Origin of the sequence: Acinetobacter sp. YH1901134 (genome assembly GCF_013416965.1) — a bacterium.
GTDB classification, from domain to species: domain Bacteria; phylum Pseudomonadota; class Gammaproteobacteria; order Pseudomonadales; family Moraxellaceae; genus Acinetobacter; species Acinetobacter amyesii.
This window is the reverse complement of record NZ_VPEW01000039.1, coordinates 1-1,990: the sequence shown is the minus strand read 5'-3', so window position 1 is coordinate 1,990 and position 1,990 is coordinate 1. Positions and strand designations below refer to the sequence as shown.

Annotated in this window: 2 protein-coding genes and 1 pseudogene; all 3 read left to right on the top strand. The window is 55.2% G+C overall.

All coding sequences use genetic code 11. The features are described from left to right. Window positions 1-125 (top strand): annotated as a pseudogene (locus tag FTV50_RS16515) (DDE-type integrase/transposase/recombinase); the annotation flags it as partial. 247 nt (window positions 126-372) lie between these two features. Beyond that, complete coding sequence (gene floR / locus FTV50_RS16510; RefSeq protein WP_000214122.1) at window positions 373-1,587, top strand: chloramphenicol/florfenicol efflux MFS transporter FloR; 1,215 nt, start codon at window positions 373-375, stop codon at window positions 1,585-1,587. Window positions 1,588-1,614: 27 nt separating this feature from the next. Further along, a complete protein-coding gene (locus tag FTV50_RS16505) occupies window positions 1,615-1,881 on the top strand; it encodes a LysR family transcriptional regulator (RefSeq protein ID WP_077170324.1) in 267 nt (88 codons plus the stop codon). The last annotated feature ends 109 nt before the right edge of the window (window positions 1,882-1,990 follow it).

Genomic DNA, 1,990 nt, shown 5'->3' with positions numbered 1-1,990 from the left:
TTCAAACAAATTCAGGCTGGGTTTATACTGCATTTATTATTGATGTGTTCTCACGAGCAATTGTTGGATGGAAAGTATCGACACGGATGAATACAGATATGGTGCTCGATGCATTGGAGCAAGCATTTAGGGCGGCAGAGGGGGCTGGAACGCTGAGTGCGCCCATGCCGCATTGCGAAGCAAAAGATAATCGGATAAAATGTAGCAATTCATATTCGTAAGCGTGGAGTAATCAGATGGGAAATTCCAAGTCAGCAGACAAGTAAGCCGCAACAACCAGTATTGTTGTTGCGGCGCTCTGTAAGGCTAGTCTCATCTGATTGCTGACGAGCAGACGTCGCCCGGTATTCCTTAATCGAGGGTTGATTCGTCATGACCACCACACGCCCCGCGTGGGCCTATACGCTGCCGGCAGCACTGCTGCTGATGGCTCCTTTCGACATCCTCGCTTCACTGGCGATGGATATTTATCTCCCTGTCGTTCCAGCGATGCCCGGCATCCTGAACACGACGCCCGCTATGATCCAACTCACGTTGAGCCTCTATATGGTGATGCTCGGCGTGGGCCAGGTGATTTTTGGTCCGCTCTCAGACAGAATCGGGCGACGGCCAATTCTACTTGCGGGCGCAACGGCTTTCGTCATTGCGTCTCTGGGAGCAGCTTGGTCTTCAACTGCACCGGCCTTTGTCGCTTTCCGTCTACTTCAAGCAGTGGGCGCGTCGGCCATGCTGGTGGCGACGTTCGCGACGGTTCGCGACGTTTATGCCAACCGTCCTGAGGGTGTCGTCATCTACGGCCTTTTCAGTTCGATGCTGGCGTTCGTGCCTGCGCTCGGCCCTATCGCCGGAGTATTGATCGGCGAGTTCTTGGGATGGCAGGCGATATTCATTACTTTGGCTATACTGGCGATGCTCGCACTCCTAAATGCGGGTTTCAGGTGGCACGAAACCCGCCCTCTGGATCAAGTCAAGACGCGCCGATCTGTCTTGCCGATCTTCGCGAGTCCGGCTTTTTGGGTTTACACTGTCGGCTTTAGCGCCGGTATGGGCACCTACTTCGTCTTCTTCTCGACGGCTCCCCGTGTGCTCATAGGCCAAGCGGAATATTCCGAGATCGGATTCAGCTTTGCCTTCGCCACTGTCGCGCTTGTAATGATCGTGACAACCCGTTTCGCGAAGTCCTTTGTCGCCAGATGGGGCATCGCAGGATGCGTGGCGCGTGGGATGGCGTTGCTTGTTTGCGGAGCGGTCCTGTTGGGGATCGGCGAACTTTACGGCTCGCCGTCATTCCTCACCTTCATCCTACCGATGTGGGTTGTCGCGGTCGGTATTGTCTTCACGGTGTCCGTTACCGCGAACGGCGCTTTGGCAGAGTTCGACGACATCGCGGGATCAGCGGTCGCGTTCTACTTCTGCGTTCAAAGCCTGATAGTCAGCATTGTCGGGACATTGGCGGTGGCACTTTTAAACGGTGACACAGCGTGGCCCGTGATCTGTTACGCCACGGCGATGGCGGTACTGGTTTCGTTGGGGCTGGTGCTCCTTCGGCTCCGTGGGGCTGCCACCGAGAAGTCGCCAGTCGTCTAACCGACGACTGGTAGCAGGCCCGCTCCGATGCGGCGCACTAACCATCGAAACCTCGTGAATGTCGGTATCCTGTCTGGCAGGATACCGCTCATTTCCCTTGTTCAGTTCATCGCCGTCGCCGAGCATCTGAATTTTCGGCATGCGGCCAAGGCACTTGGTATCAGCCAGTCGAGCGTCAGCGCGCGTGTGAAAGCGCTGGAGGATAACCTTGGTGTCCTGCTATTTGAGCGCCATGCGCGGGGCGTTCGGCTAACAGACGCAGGCAGGCACTTCATGGGGCACTGTTGCAAATAGAGATTTGAGTCGATGATGTTCCCTTTAAAAAGTACTTAGAGACCGAAAACCCTGTTGATTAGACACACTTCACCCTGAGGCTGACCATAATAAAATGACGATGCTTGTC